Source organism: Sinomonas sp., assembly GCF_036848755.1.
Classification (GTDB): domain Bacteria; phylum Actinomycetota; class Actinomycetes; order Actinomycetales; family Micrococcaceae; genus Sinomonas.
Map to the genome: position 1 here is coordinate 1 of NZ_DAIUJO010000030.1, position 26,672 is coordinate 26,672.

Sequence of the window (26,672 nt, forward strand, 5' to 3'; positions counted from 1 at the left end):
GGCCCGTTGTCGGTCACCGAGATGAAGATCCCGGACGAGTCGTCGAGCTGGAGCGTCACCTCGCGCGGCGCGGGCTGGCTCAGGACGGCGTCCACGGCGTTGTCGAGGAGGTTCCCCACGATGGTGACGAGATCCTCGGTTCCGAGGAACGGTTGGCGGAGCCGGGAGTCGTCGGTCACGGTCAGCTTGACGTCCTGCTCGGCCGCGACCGTGATCTTCGCAAGGATGAGGGCCGCGAGCTCGGGCGGTTCGATGCGGCCGCGCAGGCCCTCGCCGAGCGAGCGGGAGGTGTCCGCTACGCCCGAGATGAAGGTGCGGGCTTGCTCGACCTCGCCGAGCTCGAGCAGCCCGCTCACCACGTGGAGCCGGTTCGCGTATTCGTGCTCCTGCGCGCGGAGCGCCTCCATGAGGCCCTCGGTCGAGCGGAGGTCCCGGACGAGCGCCTCGACTTCGGTGCGGTCGCGGAGGGTGACGACGGCGCCCACGCTCCTGCCGCCGATGCTCACGGGCATGCGGTTGGCGACGAGGAGGGCGTCGTCGGTGAGGACCGTCTGGTCGGCGCCGCTGGCCTTGCCGGTGAGGATGTCCCGCAGCCGACCGGGCGGGAGGAGGTCCTCGATCCTCTCCCCGAGCGCGGTGCTCTCGAGGCCCAGGAGACGTCTCGCCTCCCTGTTGATCACCGTGATGCGATCATCGTCGTCGAGCCCGATCATCGCCTCCCGGATTCCATGGAGCAGAGCCTCGCGGTCCTGGAGGAGGGAAGCGATCTCGCGGGGTTCGAGGCCGAACGTGGCCCGCTTGATGGCCCGAGCCAGCACGAGGGAGCCGCCGAGCCCGATGAGGAGGATGAGACCCGAGTAGCCCGCGATGAGACCCGCCTGCTGGGTGAGCTCGATGTTGACCGCCGTCTCGAGGATGCCGACTGAGACCTCACCGGCCACGTGGCCCGAGGCGTCGAGGATCGGGGCCTTCGCATTCGCCGAGACTCCCAGGCTTCCGGGGTTCGTTCCGACGCGCGTCTTGCCGTCGAGCACCTCGATGCCTTCCTCGAGGGGCTTCCCGATGAGCGCGGGGTTCGGGTGCGAGTAGCGAATGCTGTTGATGTCCGCGACGACGACGTAGTCCGCGCCCGATTCGGCGCGGATCCGCTGGGCGATCGTCTGGATCTGGTGGGCGGGATCGTGGTCTTGGAGGTCCTTCAGGATTTCGGGCATCTGAGCCGTGGTCGTCGCGATCCCGAGTGCGCGGAGCTGGCTCTGGTCGTCGAGGACCTGCCGGGTGATCTGGCTTGTGACGAAGCCCCCGAGCGCGACCGTGAGCAGGACGATGCACAGCGTCCACACGAGGATCTGCGAAGCGAGGGGGCGCGCGCGCCACCAGTTTCTAGCGATTTTCACTTTACGTTCACCGGACGATCAAAAGGCTCAAAACCTGAATCAAAGCTAATAATCCTCGCAATCCGCGCAACTCTGGCTGCATCGTCGCAGTCCTTTCTACTGTTGGTGCAGACGCTGTGATTCAGCTCACCGGGTATGAAGAAAGGATCCCTCAGGCAATGACGTCAGTGCAAATTTTTCCGGCCGCCGGGCTGGCTGACGCCGATTCGACCGAACGCCCGGCCCATAATCTCAGCCACCTCCTCTGAAAGACGCTAGAGGTCTTTCGCGAAAGACAAAGACAGAGAGGTCTTGCACCATGGGTGGAAACCATCCACACCGGCCGCCCGCCACCGGCGCTGCCGACGATGCTGCCCGCATCGAGATCAACGGGCTCACCAAGCGCTACCTCACCCCGAAGGGGGAGACGTTCACGGCCATCCGCGACGTCACAGTGACGGTCGAGCCAGGCCAGTTCTGCTCGATCGTCGGGCCCACGGGCTGCGGCAAGTCCACTACGCTCGCCCAGGTCTCCGGACTCGAGCGGCCGAGTGCCGGCTCCGTCAAGGTCGGCAGCCACATCGTCGACGGCATCACGAGCGGCGTCAGCTACATGTTCCAGGCGGACGCGCTGTTCCCCTGGAAGACCGTCCTCGGCAACGTCATGATGGGCCCGGTCCTCGTCGGCACGCCGAAGCGCGAGGCCACCGAGCTCGCCCGTGACTGGCTCCGCCGCGTTGGCCTGGCCGGCTTCGAGGACCGCTACCCCCATCAGCTCTCCGGCGGCATGCGCAAGCGCGTCGCGATGGCTGCGGCGCTCATCAACAACCCGCGCATCCTCCTCATGGACGAGCCGTTCGGGGCCCTCGACGTCCAGACCAAGGCCATCATGCAGAACGAGCTCCTCAAGCTCTGGGAGGAGCTGCGCCCCTCGGTCCTGTTCATCACCCACGACCTCGACGAGGCCGTGGCACTCTCCGACCGGGTCGTCATCATGACGAGCAGCCCGGGGTCGGTCAAGGACGTCTTCGACATCGATCTGCCGCGGCCGCGCGGCAACGTCCAGGAGATCCGCCACGAGGAGCGATTCCTCGAGCTTCAGGAGCGGATCTGGGAATCCCTCAAGGACGAGGTCACACGCGCCTATGCGCGAACGGCAGGTGCAGCAGCATGACAACGGCAATCAAGCAGGCAGGGACTCCAGTGGCTGAGCGAGCTACCGACATACAGGCTGCGGGCCGCAGCAGGGCCCGGCGTCGTACGGCCTGGATCTGGATCGGCCGCGCAGCCCTCGCGGTCGCCGTCGTCGGCGGTTGGCAGTGGTTCACCTCCGCCGGCTGGGTCGACAAGTTCTTCTTCGGGCAGCCGTCGGAGATCTGGAACAGCCTCGTCAAACTCTTCACAGAGGGAACGGCCTTCGGCACCATCTGGGACAACCTCTGGGTCACGGTCCAGGAGGCGTTCTACGGGTTCCTGCTCGGCACGCTCGTCGGCGTCGTGCTGGGAATCCTCCTCGGCTCGAACCGCTACCTCTCCGCGGTCATCGGCCCGTACATCCGGATTGTGAACTCGATCCCCCGCATTGTGCTCGGCTCGATCTTCATCGTCGCGTTCGGGCTCGGCGTGTTCCCGAAGATCCTGCTCGCGGCAGTGCTCGTCTTCTTCGTCGTGTTCTTCAACGCCTTCCAGGGCGTCCGCGAGGTGGACCCGAACCTGGTCGCGAACGTGCGGGTCCTCGGTGCGTCGCCGCTCCAGGTCGCGATCCACGTGACGATCCCCTCGGCGATGACCTGGATCATCGCGAGCCTCCACACCGCCTTCGGCTTCGCGATCATCGGCGCGCTCGTCGCCGAGGTGCTCGGCGCCCAGAAGGGAATCGGACTCATCATCAGCCAGGCGCAGGGAACGTTCGATCCCAATACGGTTTTCGCCTGCATGGTCATTATCGCTGTGATCACGCTCGCCGCCGAATACCTCATTAGCCTGCTGGAGCACTCGCTGCTGAAGTGGCGTCCCCCGAACCGCTCAGAGGCCCAGGCAATCTGAAGAATTTCGCGATTTACCACCAAAAAACACCCGAATCACCGGAAAAAAGGAAAAGTGCGCCAATGAAGAAGCACGCCATTTACTCTGTTGCCGCCGCAGGAGCGATCGCTCTGACGCTCGCAGCCTGCGGCAGCAACACCGCGGGCAGCAGCTCCTCGGCCAGCGGAGGCTCCACCAGCAGTGCCAACTCCTCGTCGATGCCCACCGTCACGATGATGGTCGGCGGCATCGACAAGCAGATCTACCTCCCGTACCAGCTGGCCGAGAGCCTCGGCTACTACAAGAAGTACGGCGTGAACATGCAGCTCTCCACGGAGCAGCAGGGCGGCGTCGGGGCCGAGGACGCCATGGCTTCCGGCCAGGTCGACCTCGCCGGTGCCTGGTACATCCACACCATCGACTTCCAGTCCAAGGGCAAGGACGTCATCAACCTCGTGCAGCTCTCCGGCGCCCCCGGCGAGCGGATCATGTGCAGCCCCAAGGCCAACGTCCACTCGGGTGCCGACCTCAAGGGCAAGACGGTCGGCGTGACCGACCTCGGCTCGGGCACGGATGAGCTGACCCAGTTCATCGCCGCGAAGGCCGGCCTGTCGAAGAACGACTACCACACGATCGCGGTCGGCGCGGGTGCCACCGCTATCGCGGCGATCCAGCGCGGTTCCGCTGACTGCGTCATGACCACGCAGCCGACGGTCGGCGCGCTCGAGAGCAAGAACCTCGCCGTGCCCGCCATCGACCTGGCCACCGCCGACGGCGCCCAGGCCGCGCTCGGGGGCACCCTGCCCTCGGCTGGCCTCCTGGCCCGCGCCGACTGGGTCAAGAACAACGAGGACACGGCGCAGAAGGTCGTGGACGCGCTCGTCGACACCATGCACTGGATCAACACCCACTCGGCGGCAGACATCGCCGACAAGCTCCCGCAGTCCTTCGTCCAGAACAGCACCATCACGAAGGACCAGTACGTCTCCGGCCTGAACCAGGACAAGGCCCAGTTCCTGCCTGACGGCATCATGCCGGCAGGCGGCCCGAAGACGATCTTCGACGAGGAGAAGACGATCGGCGTCGACACCTCCAAGATCACCTACGCGGACACGTTCACGAACAAGTACGCCGAGGCCGCGCTCAAGCTCGAGGGTTACACCGCCACCTCGACGCCGGCCGGCGACAACGGCTAGTTCCACCGTTCGGTCGACTCCCCGGGGCGCGCCCCCGTGAGCCCCGGGGAAGCGGCGGGCCCGCACCTGCGAAAGGTGCGGGCCCGCCGTCGTCCGTCCGTCTGTCGGTTGCCTTTCGCTGGCTCATCGCCCAACGTTGGCGTTGCTGAGAAATCGCTCGGAGTTCTCCGAGGGACTTGACGGGGGCCGCACCCCAAGGGGTTGGCTGGAGGCATGACTGAGCAGAGCAGAACCCTGGGTACCGTCTCCCCTCTGACCGTTTCCGCCATGGGCCTTGGCTGCATGGGCATGTCCGAGTTCTACGGTGCCCCGGACGAGGCGTCGGGGATCGACACCATCCACCGCGCCCTCGACCTGGGCATCACGTTCATCGACACGGCGGACATGTATGGGCCGTTCACCAATGAGAAGCTCGTCGGCCGGGCGATCGCCGGCCGGCGCGACGAGGTCCAGCTCGCCACCAAGTTCGGCAACGTGCGCGGCGAGAACGGGGAACGCCTCGGCATCAACGGGAGCCCCGAGTATGTGCGGTCGGCGTGCGACGCGTCTCTCGCCCGGCTCGGCGTGGACTACATCGACCTCTACTACCAGCACCGCGTCGATCCGAAGGTGCCGATCGAGGACACCGTCGGTGCCATGGCGGAACTCGTCGAGGCCGGGAAGGTGCGGCACCTCGGCCTCTCCGAGGCGTCCCCCCAGACCATTCGGCGAGCCCACGCCGTGCACCCGATCACCGCCCTGCAGACCGAGTATTCGCTCTTCACGCGAGACCTCGAGGACGAGATCCTCCCCACGGTCCGCGAGCTCGGCATCGGACTCGTCCCCTATTCGCCGCTCGGGCGTGGCATCCTCGCCGGCCGGCTCACGGCCGAGTCCCTCTCGAAAGAGGGCGATGCACGCAGCAGCCGCTACTTTCCGCGGTTCCAAGGCGATGCCCTCGAGGCGAACCTCCGTCTCGTCGATCAGATCAAGGCGATCGCCGAGCGGAAGGGCGTCACTCCGGGCCAGATCGCTCTCGCGTGGGTCCTCGCCCAGGGCGACGACGTTGTGCCGATTCCCGGGACCAAGCGCGTCAAGTACCTCGAGGAGAACGCTGCGGCCCGCGATATCCGCCTCTCGGACGACGACCTCAGAGCCCTCGAGGAAGCCGTGCCGCGCGGCGCCGTCGTCGGCTCGCGCTACGGCGACATGAGCAGCATCGATCAGGGCTGACGCACTTCGCCGCCTCGCCAAACGACGTCGACGGGCCCCGGCGGCTGACACAATGACGTCATGCGCACCTTTGGGGTAGAAGAAGAGCTGCTCGTCGTGGACCCCCACTCGGGTGAAGCTCTCGCGCTCGCCGACCGGATGCTCGCCGTCGCCGGCCGCCCACAGGACATGTCCCACGAGTTCAAACTCGAGCAGGTCGAGGTGCAGACGGCCCCGTGCCGGGAGCACGACGAGCTCCTCGGCGCGCTCTACAACGGGCGAAGGGTCGCGGACCGCGCCGCCCGGTCCTGCGGGGGCCGGATCGCGGCCCTCGCGACGTCGCCCCTGCGCGTCGAGAGCTCGCTCACCCCGAACGAGCGCTTCGCCCGGATGGACCACGAATTCGGGCTCATTTCGCGCGAGCAGCTCACGTGCGGAGTCCACGTGCATGTCGCGGTCCAGTCGCGGGACGAGGGCGTCGCGGTCCTCGACCGGATCCGCGATTGGCTGCCCCTCTTCATCGCACTGACGGGCAACTCGCCCTACTGGTTCGGCGCGGACACCGGCTACGCGAGCTACCGGACCCAGGCCTGGAACCGTTGGCCCTCGTCTGGCCCCCAGGAGCTCTACGGCGAGGCGAGCGCGTATCGGCGGCGGGTCGACGCCATGATCGCGACGGGCGCGATCCTCGACGAGGCCATGGCCTACTTCGACGCCAGGCTCTCGCGCCTCCACCCGACCGTCGAGGTGCGGGTCGCCGACGTGCCCCTCCTTGCCTCGGACTCCGCGCTCGTCGCGATCCTCGTGCGCGCCCTTGTCGAGACGGCCGCGCGGGAAGCGGCCGACGGCGTTGCCCCACTGGGCACGCCGGTTGCCCTCCTGCGGCTCGCGGCATGGCGCGCGAGCCGGTCGGGCCTCGACGGCGACCTGGTCCACCCGGTCACGAGCCTCCCCGTTCCGGCTGCCGACGCGGTCGACGCCCTCGTCGGGCATGTGTCCGCGGCGCTCAAAGAGGCCGACGAGCTTCGCCGCACGGAACGGGCCGTCGCCGAGTTGCTCGCCCGGGGCTCGGGAGCCCGAGCCCAACGCGAGGCAGCGGAGGGAGGGGGACTCGGCGCCGCCGTCCGGATGGCGATCGAGCGCAGCGTGTCCCGGGACGGCACATGGGACGACGGCGGTCGGGCCACTCTGCGGGTCGTCCGGCGGCCGCCGGGGGCCTTGAGCGCGTAGCTGCCCGGGTACAGCTAGCCCCGCAGGAGGCGCCTGATCGTCGCGGGATAGCCGAGCCGGGCGACGGCGAAGGCCGCAAGGCCCACAACGGCCGGGAAGCGGGCCAGACCGAAGTCCTGCCTCCAGCGGATCGTCGAGCCCGTCGTCGTGCGCTTCCCGAGGCGCGACACGCCCCTCCCGCCGGATGCGCGCCCCGGACTCACCGTGACGTCGATCGATCCGCGCACGAGTTTCCCGGACTTCACGATCCGCGCCCGCCCGGCCCGGCCGCCATCGGGCGGCTCGATGTCCTCGACGGTCATGACGTCGTCGAACCCCAGCCGCCGCCCGCGAAAGCCGAGCCGTCCGAGCATCGTGCACGCGACGAACTCGTGCCCGGGCCGCAGCTCGGACGCCGCGACCATGCCGCGCGTGATGCGCGTGAAGGGCACGAGCCGATCATGGGCGCGGAGGTCGAGGACGCGGGACCACGCCTCGCCGGTGGGCAGCGGCGACCAGAGCACCAGCTCGAACCGCCTCAGCCGCGCCTCCACGCTGTCAGCCGCGCAGCGCCCGCTCGAGATCGCCGATGAGGTCGCCGACGTCCTCGAGACCCACGCTGAGCCGGAGGACGCCGTCGCCCAGGCCGATCGCCGCGCGCCCCTCGGGGCCCATGGCCCGGTGGGTCGTCGTTGCCGGATGGGTGATGAGCGACTTCGAGTCGCCCAGATTGTTCGAGATGTCGATGATCCGCAGCCCGTTGAGGAACCGGAACGCGGCGTCCTTGCCCCCGCCGTCGGGCGCGTTGAGCTCGAAGGTGAGGACGGTGCCCCCCGCACTCATCTGCTTGCGCGCGAGTTCGTACTGCGGGTGTGACTTGAGGTGCGGGTACTTGACCCAGCTCACCTCGGGCTGTGCCTCGAGCCATTCCGCGATCGCCAGCGCGTTCGCGGACGAATACCGCACCCGCAGCCCCATCGTCTCGAGGCCCTTCGTGAGCACCCACGCGTTGAAGGGGCTGAGCGCGGGCCCGGTATGACGCATGAGCTGCTTGACGGGACCGTCGATGTAGTCCTTCGGACCGAGGATCGCGCCCCCGAGCACCCGGCCCTGGCCGTCGATGTGCTTCGTCCCGGAGTACACCACCACGTCGGCGCCGAAGTCGAGGCTCCGCTGAAGGAGCGGCGTCGCGAAGACGTTGTCGACGACGACGGTCGCCCCGGCTGCGTGGGCAAGCTCGGCGACCGTCTGGATGTCCACGAGCTCCTGCATGGGGTTCGACGGCGACTCGAAGAACACCGCCGTCGTGGGCACCGAGAGCGCCTCGCGCCACTGCTCGATGTCGGGGCCGTCGACGAAGACGGTCTCGACGCCCCAGCGGGGGAGGATCTCGTTGAGGATCACGAAGCACGAGCCGAAGAGACTGCGCGCCGCGACGACCCGGTCGCCGGCTCCCAGCAGCGCGCCCAGTGCTGTGAACACGGCGGACATGCCGGATGCCGTCGCGAAGCAGGCCTCGGTGCCCTCGAGCAGGCGCAGCCGCTCCTGGAACGTGGCCACCGTCGGGTTGCCGTAGCGCGAGTAGACGAAGCGCTCATCCTCGCCCGTGAACGCGCGCTCGGCCGCCTCCGCCGACTCGTACACGAAGCCGGAGTTGAGGAACAGCGCCTCCGACGTCTCCTGAAAATTGCTGCGGTCAAGCCCGCCGCGCACTGCCTGGGTGTCTTCGCTCCAGCTGGCGGCGTCGATGTTGAAGGTCACTGACTACTCTTGTCCTACGTTCGTGGGGAGGCCCCGGTTCTTCCAGCCGTTCACGTTTCGCTGGCCGTCGGGCCCTGGCACGCCCTCGAACCCCTCGATGACGTTGTAAGCCCTGAAGCCGAGGTTCGTTGCGGCGGCCGCGGCGGCGGCCGAGCGCTGCCCCGAGCGGCACAGGAACAGCAGTTCCGTGTCGCGGTCCTCGGGGCCCTGGAGCTCGAGTTCCATGACGAAGTCCGGGTTCGGAATCCCGCCAGAGAACACCCACGGAATGAAGAGCGGATCGTTGTCGGTCTGGCGCGTGTCCGGGATCCCGATGTGCGCCCATTCTTCTTCGGTGCGCACGTCGACGAGGACGGCGGCGCCCGACTTCAGCTTGTCCCAGGCCTGCTCCGGCGTGAGGTCGCCCGCATAGAGGCTCATGCGTGGCCCTCCCCGTCGTACTCGCCCTGGCTGTCGACGCCCTCGGCCAGCTCGTCGACGGCCGAGGCGACGGCGGCGTCCGCGCGGGCGACCGCGTGGGGCAGGATGACGGCCTGGGCGACGATCACGTCGGTGCCGTTGAAGGTGGCCGTGGGGCTCCCATGGAGCACGTAGCCTTCGGCGAGCGCTTGGGAGATGCGGGCGCAGAACTCGCGAGTGTCCGGCCCTGTGAGAAGACGGTAGGCGAGGCGCTCTTCAGAGGCGTTCGCCGGAGCGGCGGGATCGTTGAGCGGTGTGGTGGCCGCCTCTCCCGTCTCGGTCGCGGTGTCGGACATGGGCGGGCTCCTTCTGGCTTGCGTATCGAGGGTCGAATTGCCGAGTCTTCACCTGAGGCACCCCGCCGGATGGAGGGTTGCCGGCCAGCAAGTCAGGGCAGTGCGACCGCGCGGGTGGGGCCCGCCGTCGCGCGCTGGCGCTCGTTACTCTGCGTTGAACGTAGCACGCGACGGCGGGGCCAGCCACGGGGAGTCAGTAACGATTGGCAACACCGTGCAACACGCATGTGGCGAGTCGCTGTGACCGGGCTGGCTTCCTGCTGTGAGTTGGGCGACTGCTCGTGGAGAAAGCCTCGCGCCCGCACCGAGGGAGCCTATGCTCAGGGAGGAGGCAGACCCGAATACGGTGCGGAGGTAGCCCGGGTGAGCGAGGCAGAGCAGCGGCCCACCATTCTCGAGGTGCAGGATCTCGTGGTCCGCTACGGTTCCCAGACCGCTGTGGACGGGCTCAGCTTCTCCATCCTGCGAGGTGAGATCTTCGGGCTCCTCGGCCCGAACGGCGCGGGCAAGACGACGACGCTGAGTGTCATCGAGGGCCTCCGCAAGCCCGACGCCGGGCACGCGGCGGTCGACGGCGTCGAGACAGTCCACGCTCCCCTGGCCGTGAAGGCGAAGCTCGGCGTCCAGCTCCAGGCCTCGAGCTTCCAGTCCGAGCTCACGATCGAGCAGATCGCGCGCCTCTACGCGGGCCTCTACGGGCTCGATCTTCCGCGGAGACAGCTCCGGGAACGGCTCGCGGACGTGGGTCTCGAGCAGGAGTTGGCGAAGCCGTTCAAGAAGCTTTCGGGCGGCCAGCAGCAGCGCTTCTCGCTCATGGTCGCCTCGATCCACAACCCTCCGATCCTGCTCCTCGACGAGCCGACGGCAGGACTGGATCCGCAGTCGCGCCGTCAGCTGTGGGATCGCATCGAACGGTCCCGGCAGGCGGGCGGCAGCATCCTGCTCACGACCCATTCGATGGAGGAGGCCCAGTCGGTCTGCGACCGGGTTGCGATCATCGACCACGGCCGGCTCCAGGCTTTGGGCGCCCCCAAGGATCTCGTCGCCATGCACCGCGACGATCCGCGCGTGCGCGCCGTCGCCCGCGGGGACGTGACCCTCGAAGATGTCTTCATCGGGCTGACAGGGAGTGCCATCCGTGACTGAGACCGTTGCCCCCACCGCGCCACCTCTCGGGCTGACGCTGAGATCCCTGCTCCGCGCAGACGCCACCGTCCTGATGCGCAGCAGGCAGGCCTTCATCCTCAACCTCGCCGTGCCCATCCTGATCCTCATCGTGACCAACCGCGGCGGGAAGCTCGGAAACCCGGGCTTCCTCATCGGCATGGCGCTCACCTACGGACTGCTGTCCTCGGCGCTCATCGGCTACTCGATCACGATGGCCCGAGACCGGGAGGCCGGCGTCTTCCAGAGGCTTCGCGTGACGCCGACGCCCACGTGGGCCATCATGGCAAGCCGGCTCGCGGTGCAGCTCGCGGCAAATCTGGTCGTCTCCGTGATCGTCATGTTCGTCGGCAGCATCATGCACGACACGGCGTTCTCGTTCGGCGTGTACCTCCTCATGTTCGCCATCTCGCTGCTGGGCGCCGTCGTCTTCCTCAGCATCGGGCAGGCGCTCGTGGGGCTCGTCAAGAACGCGACGGCGGTCAACGCTGTCGGGAGAGTCCTGTTCATCCTGCTGATCCTCACCGGCATCCTCGGCTCGACCGGCCTCCTCGGCGACGACTTCAAGAACTTCGCGTCCTGGACGCCGGTCGGCGCCCTCATCAACCTCTTCAACGCGGCCCTCAACATCAGCCCGTGGGGCTCGACCGAGACGGAGGCAATCATTGCGTCGATCGGTTACATCGTGGTCTTCGCCGGGATCGGGATCCGCTGGTTCCGGTGGGAGCCGCAGTAACACTCGTTCGCTGAGGGTCCGCAGACCGGCGTCGCAGTACCGCGCGCCTATCCCGCAGACAGCTCGTCGGACTGCCCGCGGGATAGGCGGCTGAAGGAAACGACTACTGGGCGTTGACGGCGCGCGGCCCCTGTTCGGCGGATTCTTCGGCGTGGTCCAGGCTCTGGCGCCTGCGTGGCCCGATCCATACTGCGACGATCGTGATGACGGCCTGGCTGATCATGTAGAGGGCGACCGGGATGTAGGAGTGGGTCGTGGCGAGCAGGAGCGTGGCGAGGACCGGCCCGATGCCTCCGGAGATCGCGCTGCCGACTTCGCGGGAGGATGCGAGTCCGGTGAAGCGGATGTGGGTGGGGAAGAGGTTGGCGAGGTACGCGCCCTGGGTGGCGGACATGCCGCGGACGACGAATGCGTAGACGAGGACGATCGCGGTGATGACGAGGGGGACCGACTTGGTGTTGATCATCCAGAACATCGGGAAGATGAAGAGCGCGACGCCGATGGCGGAGCCGATGTAGACCCGCGACATGCCGAGGCGGTCGCCCAGCCAGCCGAAGAGGGGGTAGGTGAAGAGGCTGATCAGCGAGGCGAGGAAGAGCCCGTTGAGGCCGACGCTCGAGTTGAGGTGGAGGAACGTGGCCGCGTAGGCCAGGACGAAGGTCTTGACGAGGTTGGTCGTGGCGTTCTCGGCGAAGCAGGCGAACATGGCCACGAACCAGTTGCGGGTGTGGGAGGCGAAGACTTCTCTGATGGGGCTCTTGGGCTTTTCCTTGGCGCGGGTGACGGCGAGGTACTCCGGGGACTCCATGACGCGCATCCGGATGAAGAGTCCGATCCCGATGCCGATCACGCTGGCGAGGAAGGGCAGGCGCCAGCCGTAGGACATGAAGGCGCTCTTGGGCATGAAGGCCAGCACCGAGTAGAAGGAGGTGCCGAGCATGATGCCCAGGGCCAGGCCCGCGCCGGGAAGGCTCGTGAGCAGGCCCTGGCGCTTCTTGCTGGCGTGCTCGGAGACCATGACCTGGGCGCCGCCGAACTCCGCCCCGGCGCCGATGCCTTGGGCGATGCGCAGGACGAGCATCAGGATGGGGGCCCAGATCCCGGCCTGGGCGTACGTGGGAAGCGCGCCGATCAGGGCGGTCGAGAGGCCCATGAGGACGAGGGTGGCTGCCAGGACGTTCTTGCGTCCGATCCGGTCGCCGAGGGCCCCGAAGACGAACCCGCCGAGCGGGCGGAAGAAGTAGCCGATGGCTGTCGTGGTCAGGGCCGCGGCCGTGCCCATCAGCGGGTCGAACTTGGGGAAGAAGAGCGTGTTGAACACCAGGGCTGAGGCGGTGCCGAACAGGACGAAGTCGTACCACTCGATGGTGGTCCCGATGACGCCCGCGAGGATGGCGCGCCGGACCCACTGGGCCCGCTGCGCGGGGGTGGGGGTTATCACGTTGGACATGTCGGTTCCTTCTACTCCGTTGTAGGGATGGTGGATGGGCTATTGCTGGGGAGCCAGGCGAGGGGACATCTCGGCGGCCTGGCGGAGGGCTTCGATCATGCTGCGGACGTCGGCGATGCCCTTGCCTGCGATGTCGAACGCGGTTCCGTGGTCAACCGAGGTGCGGATGACCGGGAGCCCGACGGTGATGTTGACGCCCGCCTCGATGCCGAGGACCTTCACCGGGCCGTGGCCCTGGTCGTGGTACATGGCGACGATGAGGTCGTAGTCCCCGCGTCCGGCGAGGAAGAAGGCGGTATCGGCGGGAAGCGGTCCTCGGGCGTCGATGCCGTCGGCCTGGAGCTTCTCGATGGCCGGGACGATCTTCTCTTCCTCCTCGCCGTAGCCGAAGAGGCCGTTCTCCCCTGCGTGCGGGTTGATGGCGCAGACGCCGATCTTGGGGTGGGCCACGCCGGCCCGCTTCATGGCCTCGTCCCCGCGGCGTACCGTGCGCTCGACGAGCCCGGGCTCGATCTTGCGGATCGCGTCGATGAGTCCGATGTGCGTGGTGACGTGGATGACCTTGACCTTGGGGGTCGAGAGCATCATCGAGACCTCCTCGACGCCCATGAAGTGGGCGAGGAGCTCGGTGTGCCCGGGGTAGATATGCCCTGCCCTGTGCAGGGCGGCCTTGTTCAGGGGAGCCGTGCAGATCCCCTGGACCTGGCCAGCCTTGGCGAGTTCACAGGCGATGCGGACGTAGTGGTAGGCGGCGTTGCCGGCGGTGGCGGATTCTTCGCCCCAGGGGAGGTCGTGCGGTACGAGTTCGGGATCGATCACGTTCACCCGGCCCGGGGTGAAGACCGCCTCGGCGACAGTGTGGACCGTCACGACGTCGGCGGGCACGTTGAGCGCCCCGGCGGCGAGGCGGAGACGGTGCGCGTCGCCGATCACGACGGGGCGGCTGTCGGCGTAGGCGCCGGGGTGGACGAGCGCGCCGACGGTGACTTCGGGCCCGATCCCCGCGGCGTCGCCCATGGTGACGGCGATGAACGGCCTGTCGTCGTATTCGGTGGTCATGCGGATCTCCGTGTCTTTGGTTTCTTCGGGGTGGTCAGCGTGCGGGCAGGCCGGCACGAGGAGTGGAAGTGTGCGATCGGATCGCCTGGTACAGCTGGGCCAGCACGTGCTCGTCACCGAAACTGCCGGGCTTGGTGGCGACGAGGCGCCCGTCGTCGGCCGCGCTCACGACGGCGCCGTGCTGGACGGCGATCCGGGGGACGAGCGAGGTGACACCGAGGACATCGAGGACCTCGCGCGCGGTCTCGCCCCCCGTGAGGATGAGGTCAGGCCGCAGCCCCTGCTCGATCTCCTGCGCGAGGAGTGCGAGCCGGGCGATGATGGCCGCCGATCGCGAGGGGTCCACCGGGGTTTCCGCGACGGCCAGGGCCACCGGCCGGCCCTGTCCGAGGGCGGCGCGCAGGTCCGCTGCGCGGGGTCCTTCCGCGTGCGGCCCCTCCGAGCCCGGGCCGACGCAAACGACGTCGAAGCCGACCGCAGCCAGACCCTCCACCTGCCGCCGGGCTGCTGGGGATGCCGATCCGACGACGGCGAGCACCCCCCTGCCGCCGTGGCGGACTGCCGACGGTTCCGCCGCCCGTCCGAGAGACTGCGTCTTGTGCGCAGATCCTCCCGCGAGGCGGCGTGCAAAGATCCCTGCGAGCTGCCCAGTCCCCGCGAGGGCCACTGGGCGCCCCGCGGCGGCGAAGCCCAGCGCTGCTACTGCGTCGACGACGGCGGCGAGGTCGCTGTCCGTCTCGCCGTCGACGACCACGATCGTCGGAACGCCTCCACTCAATGCGCTGGCGAGGCGCACCTTGAGGTCGGCCGAGCGCACGTCGTCGAGCGCTACGAAGCGGACGCCGCCGTCCACAGGGAAGAGCTCGGCGAGGTCCTCGGGCGGTGCGGTCGGTTCGGCGTGCCAGAGCCCGCTTGCGCGCAGGGCGAGGCCGGAGGCGAGGGGATTCCCGTCGACGACGGTCCGCTCCATGGCGGGGAATGCCCCGGCCAGGACCACGTGGTAGCCGAGTCCGGCCAGGGCCGAGAGCTCGGCTGCGATGTTTCCCCGCCACAGGGAGTCGGTCTTCTTGAAGACCAGCGATGGATTGTCAGTGGCAGCGTGTGAGACTGCGTCCCGCACGGTCGCCGCGGCAGCTTCGGGCGACATCCCCCGCGAATGGGTGTCGAAGACGATGACGTCGCAGTCCCCGGCGACAGGCGTGCTGGCGGAAGGGCGCGTCGTCGTCAGCAGGATGCGCGTGGCGAGCCCGCAGTCCGAGAACTGATGGGCCACTTCGGCGGCACCTGAGAAGTCGTCCGCTTGGACGATGGCTGTGGTCATGCCTCCAACCCTCCTTTCTGCGAATGTGGGGTTTCTTTGGGACAAGCCCTGTGCCACGAGGCGGTGAGAGCTGTGTCACCAGCAAGGATGGCACACCTGCGCGAAACACGCTACCCCCATTGCTCGATGTACGCAGAAGTGGGATAGTTGGAGCCATCGAAGGGGAATCTGTCCGTGAAACCGAGCCAACCCGCTGCGCGCTTTGCGCAGAACGAGCAGTTTTCGGATTCTGGATCCCGCCCTCCACCGACAGGAAGATCTATGAGCAAGCATCCGGCCGCCGTCGCCGCAGCGGAACTCCCCATCTCAAGGCTCGTCCTCGGAACCATGACGTTCGGCGACACGGCTGACGAGGCCACTGCCCGGCGCATCGTCGACGAAGCGCTTGAAGCCGGCCTGACGACGGTCGATACGGCCAACGGGTACGCGGGCGGTGCAACGGAGGAGATCCTCTCGCGCCTGCTCAAGGGACGCCGCGAGGAGGTTGTGCTCGCCACGAAGGCGGGCATGCCGCATCCGGACCACGGCGGCCATGCGCCGCTCTCCTCCGTCGGCCTGCGCCTCTCGATCGAGGGCAGCCTCAAGCGCCTCGACGTCGAGGGTGTGGACCTCTTCTACCTGCACCAGCCCGACCGGTCCACCCCTCTCGAGGAGACGCTCGGTGCCGTCGCCGAACTGGTCTCGGAGGGAAAGATCAGGGCGTGGGGCGTTTCAAACTTCGCCGCCTGGCAGATCGCCGACCTCATCCACACGGCCGAGAAGGCCGGCGCGCCGCGCCCCGTCGTGGCACAGCAGCTGTACAACCTGCTCGCCCGTCGCGTCGAGGAGGAGTATCTCGAGTTCGCCTCGGTGCACGGCCTGCACACGATGGTGTACAACCCGCTCGGGGGCGGGCTCCTCACCGGCAGGCACCGCTTCGAGGCGAAGCCTTCCGAGGGGCGCTTTGGGGATTCCCGGCTGGCCGCCATGTACACCGACCGCTACTGGGACCCGCGGATGTTCGAGGCCATCGAGTCGCTCTCGGCCGTCGCGGACGGCGCAGGGATCTCGCTCGTGGAGCTCTCGCTGCGTTGGCTGGCCCACCGGGAGGGGGTCGGATCGGTCCTCCTGGGCGGTTCGAAGGCCGAGCAGCTCCGAGCCAACATCGCCGCTGTCGGCAACGGTCCGCTCCCTGCCGACGTCGTCGAGGCCTGCGATAGGGTCGGCGCCATGCTGCGCGGCCCGATGCCCGCCTACAACCGCTGATCCCCGGCCCCGCGCGCCGTCAACTAACGAAGAGTGGAACAGAAATGACAACCTCCCCTCAGATCCTCGAGTTCGCCCGGAAGATCCGCGCACGCGAACGTATGGTGGGCTACTGGTGCGTGCTCGACGCTCCCGTGGCCACGGAGCGCATCGCGCGGCTCGGCTACGACTACGTCGCCCTCGACGCCCAGCACGGGCTGCTCGGCTACTCGGGCGTGCTCAGCGGGCTCATGGCCATCGACGCCTCCCAGCGCGCCGTGGGCATGGTCCGGGTCGACGGCAACAACCCGACCTCCATCGGCCGGGCCCTCGACGCCGGGGCTGCCGGCGTCGTCGTGCCCCTCATCGACACCGCCGAGGACGCGACCGCCGCCGTCGCGGCAGCGAAGTACCCTCCTTCCGGGCGCCGCTCCTACGGGCCGATGCGCTCCGCCCTGCGCGTGGGCCCCGTGCCGGCCGAGGCCGACGCGTCGACGCTCGTCTTCGCGATGATCGAGACGCCGCAGGGGCTGGCCAACGTCAAGGAGATCTGCTCGACCCCGGGCCTGGACGGCATCTACGTCGGGCCGTCCGACCTCTCCCTCGCAGTCGGGGGCGCCTACCCGGGCGATCCGGCCATCGCGGCCGAGTTCGACGAGGCCCTCACCGTGATTGCCGACGCCGCGGCCGCGGCGGGCATCGCGGCGGGCATCCACACCGCGGCGGGCTCGATCGCAGCCCAGAGGTTCCGGCAGGGCTACACGTTCGCCACCATCGCCTCGGACCTGACCCACCTCGAACTCGCCGCCAAGGCGCACCTCGACGAAGCAACATCAGAAGCAACCCCACAGGACTGAAGGACACCATGGCCAACAACACCCTCGACGCCGCGTACAGCACCGTCGCCCGCGACGGCGTCCTCCGCCATGCCGACGGAGCGGAGTACGCCTATCTCCCCGCCGCGACAGTGCAGTCGCACGCGGCGAACCTGACGACCCTCCCCGACGGCCGTCTGGGCTGCGTGTGGTTCGGCGGCACGCAGGAGGGCGTCAGCGACATCTCCGTGTGGTTCTCCGCGCTGGCGCCCGGCAGCGGCCGGTGGTCCGAGCCCGAGCAGCTCTCGCACGACACTGCCCGCTCCGAGCAGAATCCCATCCTCTTCGCGCCGGGCGGCGAGACCGCGTGGCTGCTCTACACGGCGCAGAAGGCCGGGAACCAGGACACGGCCGAGGTGCGGCGCCGGATCTCCGAGGACAGCGGCCGCACGTGGGGCCCGGTCGAGACCCTGTTCCCCGCGAACGAGGCCGGCGGGGTCTTTGTCCGCCAGCAGCCGGTGATCCTGCCGTCGGGCCGGTGGCTCATCCCGATCTTCCGCTGCCTCACCACCCCGGGCGAGAAGTGGGTCGGGAACCATGACGACAGCGCCGTGATGGTCTCCGACGACGGCGGCCGGACCTGGCGCGAGCAGCTCGTGCCCGGCAGCACCGGCTGCGTCCACATGGACATCCAGCCCCTCGCCGACGGCTCGCTCCTGGCCCTCTACCGCAGCCGCTGGGCCGACTCCATCTACCAATCGCGCTCCACGGACGACGGCGCAACCTGGACCGAGCCCACGCCCACTGAGCTGCCCAACAACAACTCGTCCATCCAGTTCACGGCGCTTGCCGATGGCCGGCTCGCCCTCGTCTACAACCACCGGCGGGCCGAGGAGGCGACCGAGCGGCGGCTCTCGCTCTACGACGAGATCGACGACGATGGACTCGTCGAGGACGGCGCGGCACCCTCCGTCGGGGGCGCCCCCGTCGAGCCCGCACTCGAGCCCCCCGTCGGGCCCGCACCCCGGGGGACCGGCCGTAGCGCGTTCTGGGGGACGCCCCGTGCGCCCATGACGCTCGCGATCTCCGAGGATGCCGGCCGCACGTGGCCCATCCGCCGCAACCTCGAGGTCGGGGACGGGTACTGCCTGTCGAACAACTCCCGCGACGGCCTCAACCGCGAGTTCTCCTACCCCTCGATCCACCAGGGACCGGACGGCGGGCTGAACATCGCGTACACCTACTTCCGGCAGGCCATCAAGTACGTCAAGGTCAGCCCGGAGTGGGCCTACGCCGGAGTGACCACCCCCGGCGGCGACGCCGATGCCTGAGGCCGGCCACGCCGTCGTCACCGGGTCCAGCTCGGGCATCGGGCGGGCCATCGCACGGCGCCTTCTCTCGGACGGGTGGCGCGTGACCGGGCTGAGCCGGCGGGAGACCGAGTTCGGGCAACGGTTCAGCTGGCGGCAGGCGGACCTGGCCTCCCCTGGATCCGTCGCTGAGGCGGTCTCGGACCTGGCGCCCGCCAACGCCGTCGTCCATGCCGCAGGGTTGCAGCGCACCGGCTGGCTCGGCACGCTGGATCCCGCAGCACTGCAGGAGATGTTCGCGGTGCATGTTGCCTCTGCGAGCATCCTCGCCAATGCCTTCGTGCCAGTGATGCCCGACGGCGGGCGGATCGTGCTCATCGGCAGCAGGACGGCGGCCGGAGCCGCCGGCAAGAGCCACTACGCCGCGACGAAGGCGGCCCTGCGCGGGCTCGGCAGATCATGGGCGAAGGAGCTCGCGCCGCGCGGCATCACGGTCAACGTCGTCTCACCCGGTCCGACCGACACCCCCATGCTCGCGGATCCCGGGCGGGCCGATGTGCCCCCGGTCGCGACACCGCTCGGGCACCTCGTGGACCCGGACGACGTCGCCGCCCTGGTCGGCTTCCTCGTGGGCCCCCACGGGAGTTCGGTCACCGGCCAGGACTACGTCATCTGCGCAGGAGCGTCGCTATAGCACGCGCCCCACGCCCCCGGAGGAGGAATCGCTACGATGGGCGGAGGTCCCGGCTCACTGCCGAGCCGGTGGGCGAATTCAACCTGAAGGGGGCCCGGATGACGACCGCGCAGGCCAGACGAGAAGAGATCTACCGGCTCGCCACCACCGCAGGGCTGACCTCGGTCGAGGAGCTCTCCCAGCGCTTCCGGGTCACAGCCTCGACCATCCGCAGGGACCTCGCCCTCCTGAACGAACAGGGCAAGCTGGCCCGGACCTACGGCGGCGCGCTGGCCATCGGCGCACACCCCGAGGCGTCCCTGCGGCAGCGGATCGGCGAGGCCTTCGAACAGAAGCAGGCCATCGCCCGCTGGGCAGCGGCCCAAGTCCAGCCGGGCGAGTCACTCCTCCTCGACGGCGGATCCACCGTCGGGGCACTCGCCCACGCCCTCCGCAGCCACGCAAACCTCAGCGTCACCACGCCCGCCCTGAACACCGTCCAGGAGCTCGGGGACTCCCCGGGCATCCAGGTCGACTGCCTCGGGGGGCGGCTCCGCAGTGTCAGCCAGACCTTCCTCGGGCCCCTGGCCGAAGCGGCGCTCGAGCGCATGACGTTCGACCGGGTCTTCCTGGGGGCCGACGCCGTGACTGCCGACGACGGCATCTGCGAGGCCGACCAGGCCCAGACGCGCCTCAAGGAGCTCATGGCCCGCCGAGGCGCACACGTCTACGTCCTCGCCGATTCGAGCAAGCTCGGCAGGCGTCCCTTCCACGCGTGGGTGCGCTTGCCGTTGCCATGGACCCTGGTCACCGACGCCGCCGCGGACCCGCAACAGATCGAGCTCTTCCGCCGGGCCGGGACCCGGGTCCAGAGCGTCCCGCTCGCCCACTCCAGCACGGTGGACGAAGCCGCCGTCGAAGACGCGAGCTGAGGCCTACGTCCGAGCCTCCAGCAGGTGGTTCGGGAGGCGGTTCCCGGGCGCGCGGCCGCGGATCTCGAGGAGTTCCCGGGCGTGCGCCCACAGCCGCCGGTCTTCGTCCGAGACGGGCACCCACGGCTTCACGGGACGCGCGGCGCCCTTCTCATCGCGCGCCACCATAACCGTGAGGCAGTACGTCGTGAGGTGCAGCTCGCCGCCCTTCGGGCTTCCCGAGCGCACGTGGACGGCGATGTGCATCCCCTTGTTGCCCGTGTACACGAGCCGCGCCTCCACCTCGACGACATCGCCGATGAGCAGCGGGCGGTAGAACCGGACACCGCCGGAGAAGACGGCTACGGTGTCCTGGCCCGAATACCGCGCCGAGCACACATACGCGGCCTCGTCGATCCACTTCATGACGGTGCCGCCGTGGACTTTCCCGCCCCAGTTGACGTCGCTCGGAGCCGCGAGGAAGCGCAGGACGACGCGCTCGGCCGTTCCCTCGTCCGTGTACGCCTGGCGGCCCATCGACTCCGCGATCTCGTTGCGGACCTCGATCCGGGCGATCGCATGCGCCTCGGCCTCGCGCTCCTCGTCGGTGCTCGGCACGAACTTCGGCACCTCGACCGGCTTCCCGTCGGCCCCGACCGCCACGAAGATCACGAGGCACTGGCTGCGCATGGTGGGCCTGCCGCCCCTCGGGTCGCCCGACGAGACGACCGTGCTGATGTGCATGGACGTGCGGCCCGTGTACACGATCGTGGCCGTGACCTCGACCATGTCGCCCACGTTCACAGGGTCGGCGAAGTGGATGTTCCCGACGTAGGCGGTCACGGCGTACGTCTTCGACCAGCCGACCGCGGCCGCGTAGGCGGCCTTGTCGACCCACTCGAGGACGGTGCCGGCGTCGACCGAGCCCGAGTGCCCGACGTCGGTCGGCGCGGCCAGGAAGCGGAGGGTCACGGAGTTGCTGAGGCTCGCGGTGCCCTCGGGAGCGGAAGGTGCCATGGCGCCGTCGTCCTCGCTCAGCCCCAGAGCCGCTCGGTGGCGAGCCGTGCGCCCTCGGACAGCGCCTCGAGCTTGGCCCACGCGATCTGCGGGTGGACGCGGCCTCCGAGGCCGCAGTCCGTCGAGGCGATGACCCGTTCCCGCCCGAGGATCTGGGCGAAGCGCTCGATGCGGTCGGCGACCAGCTCGGGGTGCTCGACGACGTTCGTCGCGTGCGAGACGACGCCCGGCACCACGGACTTCTCCTCGGGGAGCGTGAGGTCGCGCCACACCTTCCATTCGTGCTCATGGCGCACGTTCGCGGCCTCGAAGGAGTAGGAGCCGGCGTTGATCGAGAGCATCGTCTGGGCGAGGTCCGCGAACGGGAGGTCCGTGGTGTGCGGCCCGTGCCACGAGCCCCAGCACAGGTGGAAGCGGATCTGCTCCTGGGGCAGGTCGCGGATCGCGTAGTTGAGGGCTTCGACGCGGAGCTGGGTGAACGCGAGGTAGTCCTCGACGGTGGGCTCCGGGTTGATCATGTCCCAGTTCTCGGCGATCGAGGGATCATCGATCTGCACGGTGAGCCCGGCGTCGACGATGGCCTTGTACTCCTCGCGCATCGCGGCCGCGCACGCGTACACGAGTTCCTCATCGCTCGAGTAGTACTCGTTCGCGATGCGCGAGGCCGAGCCGGGTGAGAGCGCCGGGAGGAAGCCCGTCTCGTAGCCGTTCGCCGCAAGGGCCTGCTTGAGGTGCGCGATGTCGCGCTGGACGGCCTCCTGCCCGGTATAGGTGATCGGACCGGTCACCGTGGGCTGGGGGACGGCCTTGCGGCCCGTGAGGATGAACGAGTTCGGGTCGTTGTACGCGTCGTCGAAGCGCACGCGGTCGCGGCGGTCCCGCATGCTCGTCAGGCGGATCCTGCCCGGCTCGGAGCGGACCTTCTCCGTGCTCTGCCAGCGGTCGACGCCGCCCTGGGTGAGGCCTCCGAGCCGCGAGAACGAGTAGTTCCACCACGCGCCGTAGTCCACGGCGTTCGACATCGTATGGCCGTACTCGCCGTCGTTCGGGAACGTGATGCCCGCCTCCCGCTGGCGTGCCACGACGTCCTTCACCGAGCCTGCGAGCAGCTCCTCGTACGCAGCCGGATCCGCAGGGTTCTCCGCCATCGCGGCGTTCGCGGCGAGGAGCTCGGGGGAGCGGGGCAGGGAACCGGCGTGCGTCGTCTGGATGAAGTCCGTGTTGTGCATGGGGCCAGTCTGGCCCATCCCGCCGACAGAATGCCCGGGTTACGGAGGGTTAAGCCGTGCCGCTCCCGCTGAAACCGGGCAGTTCCGCAGAAACCCAGCATTTCCGCCGACGCCGGGCGGGTTCTAGTCGCGGTCCTCGTCCCCGAAGCCCGTCTGGGTGTGGCCCCCTTTGTCCGAGGGGATGCCGCCGGCGCCCGCCGTTCCGAGCCCGATCCCGCTGCCCCGCCGCCGTCGCTCACGGTGCGGCGGCTCCTTCGCCTCAGCGTCCGGGTGCGGGTTGTGCAGGAGCATGGACTCCTGGTTGTGGCCGTAGCCCTCGTCCTGGTTGTAGCCCTCGCCCAGACCCGGGTCGTCGCCGTAGACCGGGGTGTCCATGTCCGCGGGCTGGCTCGACGGGGAGGGCTGGGTGGGATGAGTCTCGGTCGCTTCGCTCGGGTCCATACGGGAACCGTAGGCATACGACAGCGGAGGGCGCCAGATGCGTCCGCCCTCGGCTGAGAAGGGCACACCCGGGCGCGTCCTCAGACGAACGCCGACTTCCCCGTCACTGCTCGTCCCACGATGAGCGAGTTGATCTCGTAGCTGCCCTCGTACGTGTAGAGGACTTCGGCGTCCCCGAACAGCTTCGCCATCTCGAAGTCGCTCGAGATCCCGTTGCCGCCGAGGAGCGACCGGCCGAGGGCCACCGAGGCGCGGGCGAGGCGCGTCGTCGTCGCCTTCGCCATCGCGGCCTGGGCCATCTCGAGGCGCCCCTCCTGCTGGAGCCGCGCGATCTCGAGCATGAGCGAAAGCGAGGCCTGGGCGTTGCCGAGAATCTCGGCGAGCTGCTGCTGCACGAGCTGGAACGAAGCAAGCTCGCGCCCGAACTGCCGGCGGCTCAGTGCGTACGCGCGGGCGACGTCGAACGCCGCGAGCTGGATCCCCGCCGCCTGCCAGCCCACCCAGGCCCGGGAGTCGCGGAGGAGCTCGTTCGTCCGGGCGAAACGGGTGGCCCCCGGAAGGCGGTTCTCCTCGGGCACTCGCACCTCGTCGAGTGTGATGTCCGCGTTCTGCATGATCCGCAGGCCGATCTTGTGCGGGATCTTCCGGGCGCTGAACCCCACCCGGTCGGTCTCGACGATGAACCCCTTGATCTCGTGGTCCTCCTCGTCGCGGGCCCACACGAGCGCGAAATCCGCGATCGTTCCCGCACCGATCCACCGCTTCGCGCCGTTGAGGATCCAGTCCCCGCCGTCCCGCCGCGCCGTCGTCGCGAGACCGCCCGCGATGTCCGAGCCGTGCTCGGGTTCGGTGAGCGCGAACGCGCCGAGCGCCCTGAAGCTCTCGAGGGGGCCGATCCACCGCCGCTTCTGTCCGGCTGAGCCGAGGGAGGCGATCATGCCGAGGATGAGCTCGTTGTGGATGCCGACGACCGCAGAGAGGGAGACGTCCGCGCGGGCCACCTCGGTGTACATGAGGCCCTTGAAGAGCGAGGACGTGCCGTCGGTCTGGAGCCGGGCGAGTCCCGCTTCCGCGAGGCCGGGGAGCAGCCCGTGCGGGAACTCCTCGTTGTTCCAGAACTCGATGCTTGCGGGCCGGATCACGCCCTGGAGGTAATCGCGCGTCGCGTGGTAGCGGAGCCGCTCCTCCGCCGAGAGGAGGTCCACGACGTGGAGCAGGTCGGCGTCGGGGAACGGCGGCGAGGAGGGGCCGCGGTGAGACGTGTGCAGCGATGGGGCCTCGAGCATGGGTGGCACTCTCCGTGGTGGGCTTCCCGGCCCTCGTGAGGCGGAAAGCAGTCTTCCGAACCGTTGGACGTCCTAGTATATTTCATGGTGACGTGGATCACTAGTCTGGGCCCAAGGGGGAGTCCGGGCGGGGCGAGAGGCTCAGCATGACAGTCACCGACGACTTCCGGGCGGCCCGAGACCGGCTTCTGGCACTGCGCGACGACTACGCGCAGGCTCACGCGGAGTTCGAGTGGCCCCGGCTCGCGGAATTCAACTTCGCGACCGACTGGTTCGACCACCTCGCTGCCGACCCTGAGCGCCGAGCCCAGCCGGCCCTCGTGATCGTAGAGCAGGACGGCGCCTCCGTCCGGCGCACCTTCGCCGAGCTCGCCGAGAGCTCACGCCGGGTCGCCTCGTGGCTCCACGAGCAGGGCGTGAGGCGCGGCGACCACCTGATCATCATGCTCGGCAACCAGGTCGAGCTCTGGGAGCTCATCCTCGCGTGCATCCGGCTCGGCGCCGTCATGATCCCGACCACGACCCTCATGGGTCCCCGGGACCTGCAGGACCGGATCGAGCGCGGCGAAGCGCGGTGGGCCGCCGTCGGCGTGGCCCACGTCGGCAAGTTCGACGACGTCGAAGGCGACTACACGCTCATTCGCGTGGGAGGCACGGCGGCAGGCGCAGAGGGCGACGGCGCGGGGCAGGGCGCCGTCGTCGGCTCTGTCCCAGGACGGCGGGCGCTCAACTACGGCGACGCGGCCCACGCGAGCCCGGACTTCGTTCCGGACGCCCCGACCCGCGGGGACGAGACGCTCCTGCTCTACTTCACGTCCGGCACGACGTCGAAGCCGAAACTCGTGGAGCACACGCACACGTCGTACCCGGTGGGCCATCTCTCGACGATGTACTGGATCGGGCTCGAACCGGGCGACGTGCACCTCAACGTCGCCTCGCCGGGGTGGGCTAAGCACGCGTGGTCGAACGTGTTCGCGCCGTGGATCGCCGAGGCGACCGTCTTCATCTACAACTACGAGCGCTTCGACGCCGCGCGCCTTCTTGAGAACATGGACCGCGAGGGCGTCACGAGCTTCTGCGCGCCGCCGACCGTGTGGCGGATGCTCATCCAGTCGGACCTCACCCGCCTCGCCACGCCGCCGCGCAAGGCTGTCTCCGCGGGGGAGCCGCTCAATGCCGAGGTCATCGGGCAGGTCGAGAGGGCCTGGGGCCTCACCATCCGCGACGGTTTCGGGCAGACCGAGACCACGGTCCAAGTCGCCAACACGCCGGGCCAGCCCGTCACCGCCGGCGCGATGGGGCGCCCGCTGCCGGGCTACGACGTCGTGCTCGTCGATCCCGCGACCGGCGAGGAGGGCGACGACGGCGAGATCTGCCTCCGCCTCGACCCTCGCCCCGTGGGGCTCATGGCGGGGTACCACGGCGACCCCGAACGGACCGCCGAGGCGTTCCGGGGCGGCTACTACCACACGGGTGACATGGCGCGACGGGACGCCGACGGCGTCATCACCTATGTGGGCCGGGGCGACGACGTCTTCAAGTCCTCGGACTACCGACTCTCGCCGTTCGAGCTCGAGAGCGTGCTCATCGAGCACCCGGCCGTGGCGGAGGCCGCCGTCGTGCCCTCGCCGGATCCCGTGCGGCTCTCCGTGCCGAAGGCGTTCGTGGTGCTCGCTCCGGGGTATGAGCCGGGGCGTGAGCTCGCGGAGGAGATCCTGCGGTACTGCCGCGAGCATCTTGCGCCGTTCAAGCGGATCCGCCGGCTCGAGTTCAGGGAGCTGCCGAAGACGATCTCGGGGAAGATCCGCCGCGTCGAACTTCGCCATGGCGAGGAGGCCCGGCGGTCCGACGGCTCCGGCGCGCCGGGCGGCGTCGAGTATTCCGAGGCCGACTTCCCGAGCCTGAAGGAGTGACGGTGGGTGCCCCCCTCCCGCGCGACCCCATCGCCGAGGCCCAGCGCAACTGGGAGCGCCGCGGGTGGAGCGAGGTCGCCGCGCCGATGGCGGCGATCACGGCGATCATGCGGACCCAGCAGATCCTCCTCGGGCGGATCGAGGAGGTGCTGAGGCCGTTCGGCCTCACGTTCGCGCGTTATGAGCTGCTGGCGCTCCTGAGCTTCGCACGTGGGGGCGAGCTCCCGATGAGCCGGGCCAGCGCCCTCCTGCAGGTTCACCCCACGTCGGTGACCAACGCCGTCGACCGCCTCCAGGACGCCGGGCTGGTCGAGCGTTCCCCGCACCCTACCGACGGCCGCACGACGCTCGTTCGGCTCACCGCCGAGGGCCGCACCCTCGTCCAGCGGGCGACGGCGGAGCTCAACTCCGAGGTCTTCGCCCGCTCGGGTTTCACGGACGACGACGTCGAGCAGCTCATCCGGGTCCTCCACGGCTTCCGGAGGCGGGCCGGAGACTTCACCGACCCCTGATCGTCTCGGGTACGGCTATTCCCCTCCCGATTCGTCTCGGGTACAGATACTCACGCTCATTACCGTCTCGGGTGCAGATACTCACGCTCAGACTCGAC

General features: G+C 69.1%; 26 protein-coding genes and 1 riboswitch. Of the genes, 14 read left to right on the top strand and 12 right to left on the bottom strand.

Annotated elements, in window-relative coordinates; genetic code table 11:
* On the bottom strand, positions 1-1,397 hold a 1,397-nt coding region (locus V7053_RS06765), incomplete at its 3' end, for a sensor histidine kinase (RefSeq protein ID WP_334171505.1).
* Between the two features lie 298 nt (positions 1,398-1,695).
* On the opposite strand from V7053_RS06765, the gene V7053_RS06770 reads away from it, so the two are divergent.
* The 5 genes from V7053_RS06770 (at position 1,696) to V7053_RS06790 (ending at position 7,018) form a co-directional block, all read left to right on the top strand.
* Positions 1,696-2,550 (top strand): ABC transporter ATP-binding protein, encoded by an 855-nt coding sequence (locus tag V7053_RS06770; protein ID WP_334171506.1) that lies wholly within the window; start codon positions 1,696-1,698, stop codon positions 2,548-2,550.
* A complete protein-coding gene (locus tag V7053_RS06775) occupies positions 2,547-3,422 on the top strand; it encodes an ABC transporter permease (RefSeq protein ID WP_334171507.1) in 876 nt (291 codons plus the stop codon). Before V7053_RS06770 ends, V7053_RS06775 begins: the two co-directional genes overlap by 4 nt.
* 62 nt (positions 3,423-3,484) lie before the next feature.
* A complete protein-coding gene (locus V7053_RS06780; protein ID WP_334171508.1) occupies positions 3,485-4,597 on the top strand; it encodes an ABC transporter substrate-binding protein in 1,113 nt (370 codons plus the stop codon).
* 213 nt (positions 4,598-4,810) lie between these two features.
* The gene (locus V7053_RS06785; protein WP_334171509.1) at positions 4,811-5,809 is read left to right on the top strand and encodes an aldo/keto reductase; all 999 of its coding nucleotides are present in this window, start codon (positions 4,811-4,813) and stop codon (positions 5,807-5,809) included.
* Positions 5,810-5,869: 60 nt separating this feature from the next.
* Complete coding sequence (locus V7053_RS06790; protein WP_334171510.1) at positions 5,870-7,018, top strand: glutamate--cysteine ligase; 1,149 nt, start codon at positions 5,870-5,872, stop codon at positions 7,016-7,018.
* 14 nt (positions 7,019-7,032) lie between these two features.
* Here the strand turns inward: V7053_RS06790 and V7053_RS06795 are convergent, their stop codons facing one another.
* Genes V7053_RS06795 through V7053_RS06810 form a run of 4 tightly spaced genes read right to left on the bottom strand, consistent with a single transcriptional unit; the run spans position 7,033 to position 9,513 of the window.
* On the bottom strand, positions 7,033-7,551 hold the full coding sequence (locus tag V7053_RS06795) for a hypothetical protein (protein ID WP_334171511.1): 519 nt from the start codon (positions 7,549-7,551) through the stop codon (positions 7,033-7,035).
* A 4-nt stretch (positions 7,552-7,555) separates the two neighbouring features.
* Entirely contained in the window at positions 7,556-8,758 is a 1,203-nt protein-coding gene (locus V7053_RS06800; RefSeq protein ID WP_334171512.1) for an O-succinylhomoserine sulfhydrylase, read from the bottom strand.
* A gap of 3 nt (positions 8,759-8,761) precedes the next feature.
* Positions 8,762-9,178 (bottom strand): rhodanese-like domain-containing protein, encoded by a 417-nt coding sequence (locus V7053_RS06805; protein ID WP_334171513.1) that lies wholly within the window; start codon positions 9,176-9,178, stop codon positions 8,762-8,764.
* Complete coding sequence (locus tag V7053_RS06810; RefSeq protein WP_334171514.1) at positions 9,175-9,513, bottom strand: DUF1737 domain-containing protein; 339 nt, start codon at positions 9,511-9,513, stop codon at positions 9,175-9,177. The genes V7053_RS06805 and V7053_RS06810 overlap by 4 nt, the downstream gene beginning before the upstream one ends.
* 9 nt (positions 9,514-9,522) lie before the next feature.
* Positions 9,523-9,662: riboswitch (SAM riboswitch) on the bottom strand.
* Positions 9,663-9,876: 214 nt separating this feature from the next.
* Here V7053_RS06810 and V7053_RS06815 point away from each other — a divergent pair.
* Together V7053_RS06815 and V7053_RS06820 are read left to right on the top strand one after the other, a co-directional pair.
* On the top strand, positions 9,877-10,659 hold the full coding sequence (locus V7053_RS06815; protein WP_334171515.1) for an ABC transporter ATP-binding protein: 783 nt from the start codon (positions 9,877-9,879) through the stop codon (positions 10,657-10,659).
* Positions 10,652-11,413 carry an ABC transporter permease gene (locus V7053_RS06820; RefSeq protein ID WP_334171516.1) on the top strand — a complete coding sequence of 254 codons (762 nt, stop codon included), beginning with the start codon at positions 10,652-10,654 and terminating at the stop codon, positions 11,411-11,413. Before V7053_RS06815 ends, V7053_RS06820 begins: the two co-directional genes overlap by 8 nt.
* A 103-nt stretch (positions 11,414-11,516) precedes the next feature.
* Here the strand turns inward: V7053_RS06820 and V7053_RS06825 are convergent, their stop codons facing one another.
* Genes V7053_RS06825 through V7053_RS06835 form a run of 3 tightly spaced genes read right to left on the bottom strand, consistent with a single transcriptional unit; the run spans position 11,517 to position 15,243 of the window.
* A complete protein-coding gene (locus V7053_RS06825; protein WP_334171517.1) occupies positions 11,517-12,863 on the bottom strand; it encodes an MFS transporter in 1,347 nt (448 codons plus the stop codon).
* Positions 12,864-12,902: 39 nt separating this feature from the next.
* Complete coding sequence (gene pdxA, locus V7053_RS06830) at positions 12,903-13,922, bottom strand: 4-hydroxythreonine-4-phosphate dehydrogenase PdxA (RefSeq protein WP_334171518.1); 1,020 nt, start codon at positions 13,920-13,922, stop codon at positions 12,903-12,905.
* A gap of 34 nt (positions 13,923-13,956) precedes the next feature.
* A complete protein-coding gene (locus V7053_RS06835; RefSeq protein WP_334171519.1) occupies positions 13,957-15,243 on the bottom strand; it encodes a four-carbon acid sugar kinase family protein in 1,287 nt (428 codons plus the stop codon).
* Positions 15,244-15,504: 261 nt separating this feature from the next.
* Here V7053_RS06835 and V7053_RS06840 point away from each other — a divergent pair, with 261 nt between their 5' ends.
* The 5 genes from V7053_RS06840 to V7053_RS06860 all read left to right on the top strand — a co-directional run bounded on the left by V7053_RS06840 (position 15,505) and on the right by V7053_RS06860 (position 20,197).
* Positions 15,505-16,488, top strand: coding sequence for an aldo/keto reductase (locus V7053_RS06840; protein WP_334171520.1), 984 nt, complete (start codon positions 15,505-15,507; stop codon positions 16,486-16,488).
* A gap of 44 nt (positions 16,489-16,532) precedes the next feature.
* A complete protein-coding gene (locus tag V7053_RS06845) occupies positions 16,533-17,324 on the top strand; it encodes an HpcH/HpaI aldolase family protein (protein WP_334171521.1) in 792 nt (263 codons plus the stop codon).
* An 8-nt stretch (positions 17,325-17,332) separates the two neighbouring features.
* Positions 17,333-18,613, top strand: a complete 1,281-nt coding sequence (locus V7053_RS06850) for a sialidase family protein (RefSeq protein ID WP_334171522.1) — start codon at positions 17,333-17,335, stop codon at positions 18,611-18,613.
* Positions 18,606-19,286: an SDR family NAD(P)-dependent oxidoreductase gene (locus V7053_RS06855; RefSeq protein WP_334171523.1), complete on the top strand. Its 681-nt coding sequence runs from the start codon at positions 18,606-18,608 to the stop codon at positions 19,284-19,286. Before V7053_RS06850 ends, V7053_RS06855 begins: the two co-directional genes overlap by 8 nt.
* 98 nt (positions 19,287-19,384) lie before the next feature.
* Positions 19,385-20,197, top strand: a complete 813-nt coding sequence (locus V7053_RS06860; protein ID WP_334171524.1) for a DeoR/GlpR family DNA-binding transcription regulator — start codon at positions 19,385-19,387, stop codon at positions 20,195-20,197.
* 3 nt (positions 20,198-20,200) lie between these two features.
* On the opposite strand, the gene V7053_RS06865 is transcribed toward V7053_RS06860, so the two are convergent.
* The 4 genes from V7053_RS06865 to V7053_RS06880 form a co-directional block, all read right to left on the bottom strand.
* Positions 20,201-21,193, bottom strand: coding sequence for an acyl-CoA thioesterase (locus V7053_RS06865; RefSeq protein WP_334171525.1), 993 nt, complete (start codon positions 21,191-21,193; stop codon positions 20,201-20,203).
* A gap of 17 nt (positions 21,194-21,210) precedes the next feature.
* Positions 21,211-22,422 carry a cobalamin-independent methionine synthase II family protein gene (locus V7053_RS06870; RefSeq protein WP_334171526.1) on the bottom strand — a complete coding sequence of 404 codons (1,212 nt, stop codon included), beginning with the start codon at positions 22,420-22,422 and terminating at the stop codon, positions 21,211-21,213.
* Between the two features lie 123 nt (positions 22,423-22,545).
* Positions 22,546-22,863, bottom strand: a complete 318-nt coding sequence (locus tag V7053_RS06875) for a hypothetical protein (protein ID WP_334171527.1) — start codon at positions 22,861-22,863, stop codon at positions 22,546-22,548.
* 80 nt (positions 22,864-22,943) lie between these two features.
* Positions 22,944-24,149 carry an acyl-CoA dehydrogenase family protein gene (locus V7053_RS06880; protein ID WP_334171528.1) on the bottom strand — a complete coding sequence of 402 codons (1,206 nt, stop codon included), beginning with the start codon at positions 24,147-24,149 and terminating at the stop codon, positions 22,944-22,946.
* Positions 24,150-24,295: 146 nt separating this feature from the next.
* On the opposite strand from V7053_RS06880, the gene V7053_RS06885 reads away from it, so the two are divergent.
* Positions 24,296-26,062, top strand: a complete 1,767-nt coding sequence (locus tag V7053_RS06885) for an AMP-binding protein (protein WP_334171529.1) — start codon at positions 24,296-24,298, stop codon at positions 26,060-26,062.
* A 2-nt stretch (positions 26,063-26,064) separates the two neighbouring features.
* Entirely contained in the window at positions 26,065-26,574 is a 510-nt protein-coding gene (locus V7053_RS06890) for a MarR family winged helix-turn-helix transcriptional regulator (RefSeq protein ID WP_334171530.1), read from the top strand.
* The last annotated feature ends 98 nt before the right edge of the window (positions 26,575-26,672 follow it).